This window comes from Buttiauxella gaviniae ATCC 51604, assembly GCF_001654835.1.
In the GTDB taxonomy this organism is placed as follows: Bacteria; Pseudomonadota; Gammaproteobacteria; order Enterobacterales; family Enterobacteriaceae; genus Buttiauxella; species Buttiauxella gaviniae.
In genome coordinates, this window is the sequence record NZ_LXEP01000024.1 from 24,394 (window position 1) to 31,927 (window position 7,534).

At 52.4% G+C, this 7,534-nt stretch carries 8 protein-coding genes; 6 read left to right on the plus strand and 2 right to left on the minus strand.

Annotation, left to right across the window (positions count from 1 at the left end):
- Positions 1-7 precede the first annotated feature (7 nt).
- The 6 genes from nudC (at position 8) to M977_RS12170 (ending at position 4,381) form a co-directional block, all read left to right on the plus strand.
- Positions 8-781 (plus strand): NAD(+) diphosphatase, encoded by a 774-nt coding sequence (gene nudC / locus M977_RS12145; RefSeq protein WP_064515299.1) that lies wholly within the window; start codon positions 8-10, stop codon positions 779-781.
- Positions 782-832: 51 nt separating this feature from the next.
- A complete protein-coding gene (hemE, locus tag M977_RS12150) occupies positions 833-1,897 on the plus strand; it encodes a uroporphyrinogen decarboxylase (protein WP_064515301.1) in 1,065 nt (354 codons plus the stop codon).
- Between the two features lie 9 nt (positions 1,898-1,906).
- The gene (gene nfi / locus M977_RS12155) at positions 1,907-2,578 is read left to right on the plus strand and encodes a deoxyribonuclease V (RefSeq protein WP_064515303.1); all 672 of its coding nucleotides are present in this window, start codon (positions 1,907-1,909) and stop codon (positions 2,576-2,578) included.
- 43 nt (positions 2,579-2,621) lie between these two features.
- The gene (locus M977_RS12160) at positions 2,622-3,212 is read left to right on the plus strand and encodes a YjaG family protein (RefSeq protein WP_064515305.1); all 591 of its coding nucleotides are present in this window, start codon (positions 2,622-2,624) and stop codon (positions 3,210-3,212) included.
- A 186-nt stretch (positions 3,213-3,398) separates the two neighbouring features.
- Positions 3,399-3,674 carry a nucleoid-associated protein HU-alpha gene (hupA, locus tag M977_RS12165; protein ID WP_034492331.1) on the plus strand — a complete coding sequence of 92 codons (276 nt, stop codon included), beginning with the start codon at positions 3,399-3,401 and terminating at the stop codon, positions 3,672-3,674.
- Between the two features lie 8 nt (positions 3,675-3,682).
- Positions 3,683-4,381, plus strand: coding sequence for a DUF1481 domain-containing protein (locus M977_RS12170; RefSeq protein WP_064515313.1), 699 nt, complete (start codon positions 3,683-3,685; stop codon positions 4,379-4,381).
- A 52-nt stretch (positions 4,382-4,433) separates the two neighbouring features.
- Here M977_RS12170 and purD read toward each other — a convergent pair whose 3' ends face one another.
- A complete protein-coding gene (purD, locus tag M977_RS12175) occupies positions 4,434-5,726 on the minus strand; it encodes a phosphoribosylamine--glycine ligase (protein WP_064515307.1) in 1,293 nt (430 codons plus the stop codon).
- A gap of 17 nt (positions 5,727-5,743) precedes the next feature.
- Entirely contained in the window at positions 5,744-7,333 is a 1,590-nt protein-coding gene (gene purH / locus M977_RS12180; protein WP_064515309.1) for a bifunctional phosphoribosylaminoimidazolecarboxamide formyltransferase/IMP cyclohydrolase, read from the minus strand.
- Positions 7,334-7,534: the final 201 nt, after the last annotated feature.

Here is a 7,534-nt window from a genome sequence, read left to right on the forward strand (position 1 = left end):
CCAGGTTATGGAACGTGTAATTCAAAAGTTAGATCAGGGCTGGTTTATCGTCAGTCATGAACAAAAATTGTGGTTGCCGAAAGGTGAGCTACCTCACGGAGCAGCACAAGATTTTCAGCTTGATGGTGCGGTTGGGATGCATATCGGCGAGTGGGAAAGTGAGCCGGTGTGGTTAGTGCGGCAACATCGCCGTGCGGATATGGGATCAGTGCGCCAGGTTATTGACCAGGACCCAGGGTTATTTCAACTTGCTGGGCGTGGCGTGCAGTTAGCGGAGTTCTATCGCTCGCATAAGTTCTGTGGCTACTGTGGCCATGAAATGCACGTCAGCAAAACCGAATGGGCGATGCTGTGTAACCATTGTCGTGAACGCTACTATCCACAAATTTCACCGTGCATCATCGTGGCTATCCGTCGTGAAGACCATATCCTGCTTGCTCAGCACACACGCCATCGCGGTGGAATTTATACCGTGCTGGCCGGTTTTGTCGAAGTTGGGGAAACCCTCGAGCAGGCCGTGGCGCGTGAGGTGATGGAAGAGAGCAGCATTCGTGTGAAGAATTTACGTTATGTAACTTCCCAACCTTGGCCGTTCCCGCAATCGCTGATGACCGCATTTATGGCGGAATATGACAGCGGCGAAATTGAAATCGACCCGAAAGAGTTACTTGATGCGGGTTGGTATCGGTATGACCAACTTCCGTTATTGCCTCCACCGGGTACGGTGGCTCGTCGCCTGATTGAAGACACTGTCGCCCTGTGTCGGGCAGAGTATGAATGACGTGGTAAACTGGCGGAATGTATTTAGAGTTCCAGCCAAAGGAAATGCAAAATGACTGAACTGAAGAACGATCGTTACCTGCGGGCGCTGCAACGCCAGCCTGTAGATACCACGCCAGTATGGATGATGAGGCAGGCAGGTCGTTACTTGCCAGAATACAAAGCGACTCGTGCGCAGGCTGGCGATTTTATGTCGCTGTGCAAAAATGCTGAGTTGGCTTGCGAAGTGACTTTGCAGCCGCTGCGTCGCTACAAGCTTGATGCGGCGATCCTCTTCTCCGACATCCTCACCGTGCCTGATGCGATGGGGCTTGACCTCTATTTTGAAGCGGGTGAAGGCCCGCGTTTCCGCTCGCCAATCACCAGCCGTGCTGATGTGGAAAAGTTGCCGATTCCTGATCCGGAAGGTGAACTGGGTTATGTGATGAACGCGGTACGTACTATCCGCCGCGAGTTAAAAGGCGAAGTACCGCTGATTGGCTTCACCGGTAGCCCGTGGACGCTGGCGACTTATATGGTCGAAGGCGGCAGCAGCAAAGCCTTTACCGTGATTAAAAAGATGATGTATGCCGACCCGCAAGCGCTGCACCTTCTGCTCGACAAGCTGGCGCAAAGCGTCACGCTGTACCTGAATGCGCAAATCAAAGCGGGTGCGCAATCGGTGATGATTTTCGATACCTGGGGCGGCGTGCTGACCGGGCGTGATTATCAGCAGTTTTCGCTCTATTACATGCACAAAATCATCGATGGCCTGCTACGTGAAAACGAAGGTCGTCGAGTGCCTGTGACCATGTTCACTAAGGGTGGCGGCCAGTGGCTGGAAGCGATGGCTGAAACGGGATGTGATGCGCTGGGATTAGACTGGACGACCGATATCGCCGATGCTCGTCGTCGTGTCGGCCATAAAGTCGCATTGCAGGGCAATATGGACCCATCCATGCTTTATGCTCAGCCTGCGCGTATCGAAGAAGAGGTCGCGACCATTCTTGCCGGGTTCGGTAAAGGTGAAGGCCACGTCTTTAACTTGGGCCATGGCATTCACCAGGATGTTCCGCCAGAACACGCGGGTGCATTTGTAGAAGCGGTGCACCGTTTGTCGAAGCCGTATCACGAGTAAGGATCAGTGATGGATCTTGCAAGCTTACGCGCACAGCAGATCGAACTCGCTTCACAGGTGATCCGCGAGGATCGCTTTGAGCAGGATCCTCCCCGGTTAATTGCCGGGGCAGACGTTGGGTTTGAACAGGGCGGTGATGTTACGCGTGCCGCCATCGTGTTGTTGCAATATCCCTCTCTTGAACTGGTTGAATATCAGGTGGCGCGTGTCGCCACCTCGATGCCATATATCCCCGGCTTCCTCTCGTTTCGCGAATATCCTGCACTGCTTGCTGCGTGGGAAATGCTGTCGCAAAAACCGGACCTACTGTTTGTTGATGGCCACGGTATTTCGCACCCACGGCGTTTGGGCGTTGCCGCCCATTTTGGCCTGCTGGTGGACGTGCCGACGATAGGCGTTGCTAAGAAGCGTTTGTGTGGGAAGTTTGCACCGTTATCTGAAGAACCTGGCTCATGCCAGTTGCTGACCGACAAAGGTGAAGCGCTTGCATGGGTGTTACGCAGTAAAAAGCGCTGCAATCCGTTGTTTGTCTCCACAGGCCATCGTGTAAGCCTTGATACGGCCTTGCTATGGGTGAATCGCTGTCTGATGGGTTACCGCTTACCTGAAGCCACTCGCTGGGCAGATGCTGTGGCATCGGGTCGCCCGGCTTTCACGCGGTGGCAAGCAATTCAGGGGTGATTAAGGTAAACTGCTGCTAATATTCCGTCTTTGAGACATCGCTATGTTACAAAACCCAATCCATCTGCGCCTGGAGAAACTGGAAAGCTGGCAACATGTCACTTTCATGGCTTCTTTATGCGAACGTATGTATCCGAATTACGCCATGTTCTGCCAGCAGACTGAATTTGGTGATCCTCAGTTGTATCGCCGCATTCTCGACTTGATTTGGGAAACATTGACGGTGAAAGATGCGAAAGTAAACTTTGACAGCCAACTTGAGAAACTCGAAGAAGGCATTCCGTCTGCCGACGACTATGATATTTACGGTGTCTATCCGGCGATTGATGCATGCGTTGCATTGAGCGAATTAGTTCACTCACGTCTTTCAGGGGAAACTCTGGAGCATGCAATCGAAGTCAGTAAGGCATCAATCACCACAGTTGCCATGCTGGAAATGACCCAGGCTGGTCGCGAAATGACCGACGAAGAGCTCAGAGCAAACCCTGCTGTTGAAGAAGAATGGGACATCCAATGGGAGATTTTCCGCCTGTTGGCTGACTGCGAAGAGCGCGACGTTGAGCTGATCAAAGGGCTCCGCGCGGACCTGCGTGAAGCGGGTAGTAGCAATATTGGTATAAATTTGCAGCAGTAAGACAGCAAAACGTGACTTACAGTCCGAATTGTCACCCCTGAAGGCTTCCAATTAGCCCCCCGTCTGGTCTACATTTGTGGGGCGAAAAAAAGTGGCTATCGGTGCGTGTATGCAGGAGAGTGCTTTTTTGGCATTTCCGTCGCACTCGATGCTTAGCAAGCGATAAACACATTGTAAGGATAACTTATGAACAAGACTCAACTGATTGATGTAATTGCTGACAAGGCTGATCTGTCTAAAGTACAGGCTAAAGCTGCTCTGGAATCCACCCTGGCTGCAATTACTGAGTCTCTGAAAGAAGGTGATGCTGTCCAACTGGTTGGTTTCGGTACCTTTAAGGTAAACCACCGTGCTGAGCGCACTGGCCGCAACCCACAGACTGGTAATGAAATCAAAATCGCCGCAGCTAACGTGCCGGCATTTGTTTCAGGCAAAGCACTGAAAGACGCTGTTAAGAGCTAATAGTGTCAGTGAACAGTTTTAGCAGAGGGGCGTTTACGCCCCTTTTGTTTGTCTGCCGTCCTCTGGCCGCGCTGACAGGCACATTGCTGCTTATGGCTTGCAGCGGTCATTCTCCTCTCCCGCCATTTACCGCGAGCGGATATATTGCCGATCAAGGTGTTGTGCGCATCTGGCGTAAAGACAACAGCGATGATGGCAGCATTCACATGCTTACGGCGTTTAGCCCAAGGCAGAAGGGTGCAACGACCACCAGTGATTACCGCTGGCAAGGTGAGCAGCTGGTATCGATTGAAATGACGATTCAGAGCGAGCCGTCAGAACATATCAAAGTGCGTTTTGACGATCATGGCGAACTGAGCTTTATGCAGCGCGAAGTGAATGGTCAAAAACAGCAGCTTTCCAATGACCAAATCGCTTTGTATCAGTATCAGGCGACTCAGACTAAAGCGACCAGCGAAGCATTGCGCATTGGGCGTGTTGTTTTGCGACAAGGCCGCTGGCATAGCAATGGCACGGTGACAACCTGCGAAGGTGAGACATTCGAGCCTAAACTCGACAGCGTATCGCTCAATCATATTGCGAATCGCCAACGCCATTCGTCACTCGATGTGAGCATAGCCTGGCTTGAAGCGCCGGAAGGTTCTCAGCTGTTGCTGGTAGCGAATCAGGATTTCTGTAGCTGGCAGCCTAAACCTGCTACGTTCTAAATAAAAAAACCGCCACGAGGGCGGTCTTAAATATCACTGCGAGTTTCGAGTCTTACTTCGCGTTTTCACGCTCAATGGCACGATAGCCAATATCGGAGCGGCTAAAACTGCCATCCCAATGGATATCCTTCATAAGCTCATAAGCACGTTGCTGCGCTTGTGCGACGGTATCACCTAATGCGGTTACGCACAGAACACGGCCACCGTTAGTCACAACCATATCGTCTTCACGCAATTTCGTTCCAGCGTGGAACACTTTGCCGTCTGCGACTTCTTCAAGTGGCAAACCATGAATCACATCGCCGTTACGGTAATCAGCCGGATAGCCGCCAGCGGCCATCACCACTCCCAGAGATGGGCGCTCGTCCCACTTAGATGTTGTCTTATCCAGCTTGCCATCACATGCGGCGAGGCACAGCTCAACCAGATCTGATTGCAGGCGCAGCATGATTGGCTGGGTTTCAGGGTCACCAAAGCGGCAGTTAAACTCGATAACCTTCGGGTTACCTTGTTTATCGATCATCAGGCCGGCATACAGGAAACCGGTGTAGGTATTCCCTTCAGCAGCCATGCCGCGCACGGTTGGCCAGATAACCAGGTCCATTGCACGCTGGTGGACTTCATCAGTCACAACTGGAGCAGGAGAGTACGCACCCATACCGCCAGTGTTCGGGCCGGTATCTGCATCACCAACACGCTTATGATCCTGGCTGGTGGCCATCGGCAGAACGTTTTCGCCATCCACCATCACGATGAAGCTGGCCTCTTCGCCATCCAAAAACTCTTCTACCACGATGCGGTGCCCGGCGTCGCCAAAGGCGTTACCTGCCAGCATATCGTTTACCGCCGCTTCGGCATCGATCAGCGTCATCGCTACGATTACGCCTTTGCCCGCGGCCAGGCCATCGGCCTTAATGACAATCGGCGCGCCTTTTTCACGGACATAAGCCAAAGCGGGTTCGACTTCGGTGAAGTTTTGGTATTCAGCGGTCGGGATTTTATGGCGAGCCAGGAAATCCTTGGTGAAAGCTTTTGAACCTTCTAACTGCGCAGCCCCCTGAGTTGGGCCAAAGATCTTCAGGCCAGCAGCACGGAAGGTATCGACCACGCCCATCACCAGCGGCGCTTCCGGGCCGACAATCGTCAGGTCGATTTTTTCATTCTGTGCAAAGCTCAACAGGGCAGCAATGTCAGTTGGGCTAATCGCCACGTTCTGCAAAGCAGGTTCCAGAGCCGTACCGGCATTGCCGGGAGCAACAAATACCGTACGAACTAATGGTGACTGTGACGCTTTCCAGGCCAGCGCGTGTTCACGCCCGCCATTACCTATTACTAATACTTTCATTTATAGACGCTCCGGGATTAATGGCGGAAGTGGCGCATATCGGTGAAGATCATGGCGATCCCATGTTCGTCAGCTGCGGCGATCACTTCTTCATCGCGGATTGAACCACCAGGCTGGATAACACAGCTCACGCCAACTGCCGCTGCGGCATCAATACCGTCACGGAATGGGAAGAAGGCATCTGATGCCATTGCCGAGCCTTTCACTTCCAGGCCTTCATCGCTTGCCTTGATACCGGCAATTTTGGCGGAATAAACACGGCTCATCTGACCGGCGCCTATGCCGATAGTCATATTCTCGCGGGCATAGACAATGGCGTTGGACTTAACAAACTTCGCTACCTTCCAGCAGAACAATGCATCACGCAGTTCTTGCTCGGTCGGCTGGCGTTTGCTGACAACACGCAGGTCTGCGGCTGTCACCATGCCCAGATCGCGATCCTGTACTAACACACCACCGTTAACTCGTTTGAAATCCAGGCCCGGAATACGCTGCTGCCACTGGCCGCAAGTCAGAACGCGAACGTTTTGCTTAGCCGCTGTGATCTTCAGAGCTTCTTCGCTGGCTGAAGGGGCAATAATCACCTCGACGAACTGGCGGGAGATAATCGCCTGCGCAGTTTCGGCATCCAGTTCACGGTTGAAAGCGATGATGCCGCCGAATGCGGAAGTCGGGTCTGTTTTATAGGCGCGGTCGTATGCATCTAATAAGGAATCGCTGACTGCCACACCACAAGGGTTGGCATGCTTCACGATAACGCAGGCAGGTTCGTTGAACTCTTTCACACATTCCAGTGCGGCATCGGTATCAGCGATGTTGTTATAAGAGAGCGCTTTGCCCTGAACCTGAGTTGCCGTAGCGACAGAAGCTTCTTTAATTTCTTCTTCTATATAGAAGGCTGCTTGCTGGTGGCTGTTTTCACCGTAACGCATATCCTGCTTCTTAATGAAGTTCAGGTTCAACGTACGAGGGAAGCGACCTGAAGGATCTTTGCTTTCGCCATGATAGGCAGGAACCATGCTACCAAAGTAGTTGGCGATCATGCTGTCGTAAGCGGCGGTGTGTTCGAAAGCCTTAATAGCCAAATCGAAACGTGTCTCGAGCGTCAGAGATCCTTCATTAGCATCCAGCTCGCTAATAATCGCTTCGTAGTCACTGCTCTTTACTACGATTGCCACATCTTTGTGGTTCTTCGCAGCGGAGCGCACCATGGTTGGGCCGCCGATATCAATATTCTCTACCGCATCTTCAAGAGAGCATCCTTCGCGGGCAACAGTCTGTGCGAACGGGTAGAGGTTGACGACAACCATATCAATTGGGGAGATAGCGTGTTGTTCCATGATCGCATCATCCTGACCGCGACGACCCAGAATGCCGCCGTGAACTTTTGGATGCAGGGTTTTGACGCGTCCATCCATCATCTCCGGGAAACCGGTGTAGTCAGAGACTTCGGTTACCGGCAGGCCAGCTTTAGCCAGCAGATGAGCGGTTCCGCCAGTGGACAGCAGCTCCACGCCACGTTGGGAGAGCGCCTGGGCGAATTCGACGATACCGGCTTTGTCAGAAACACTGAGCAGAGCGCGGCGTACAGGACGACGTTGTTGCATGGTTTGATCCCTTAGCTTTGGTTCGCATATAGAAGAGCGTTAGCTGAATTTTAGCAATTTTCCCTAAAACTCAGCTAACGCCCCAAAACGGGGCGTCCATTTATTGCGGGTGCATTGTAGCGAAAACGTTTGCGTCACGCTCGCAAAATTTAGGACTTCATCACGAATGTGGATAACTTTGTGTGTAACTGCGTATAAGGC

What these genes read in the sequence shown, in the direction of transcription:
- nudC (WP_064515299.1), top strand. Translation starts at nt 8, where the DNA reads ATGGAACGTGTAATTCAAAAGTTAGATCAGGGCTGGTTTATCGTCAGT.
- hemE (WP_064515301.1), top strand. Translation starts at nt 833, where the DNA reads ATGACTGAACTGAAGAACGATCGTTACCTGCGGGCGCTGCAACGCCAG.
- nfi (WP_064515303.1), top strand. Translation starts at nt 1,907, where the DNA reads ATGGATCTTGCAAGCTTACGCGCACAGCAGATCGAACTCGCTTCACAG.
- M977_RS12160 (WP_064515305.1), top strand. Translation starts at nt 2,622, where the DNA reads ATGTTACAAAACCCAATCCATCTGCGCCTGGAGAAACTGGAAAGCTGG.
- hupA (WP_034492331.1), top strand. Translation starts at nt 3,399, where the DNA reads ATGAACAAGACTCAACTGATTGATGTAATTGCTGACAAGGCTGATCTG.
- purD (WP_064515307.1), bottom strand. Translation starts at nt 5,726, where the DNA reads ATGAAAGTATTAGTAATAGGTAATGGCGGGCGTGAACACGCGCTGGCC.
- purH (WP_064515309.1), bottom strand. Translation starts at nt 7,333, where the DNA reads ATGCAACAACGTCGTCCTGTACGCCGCGCTCTGCTCAGTGTTTCTGAC.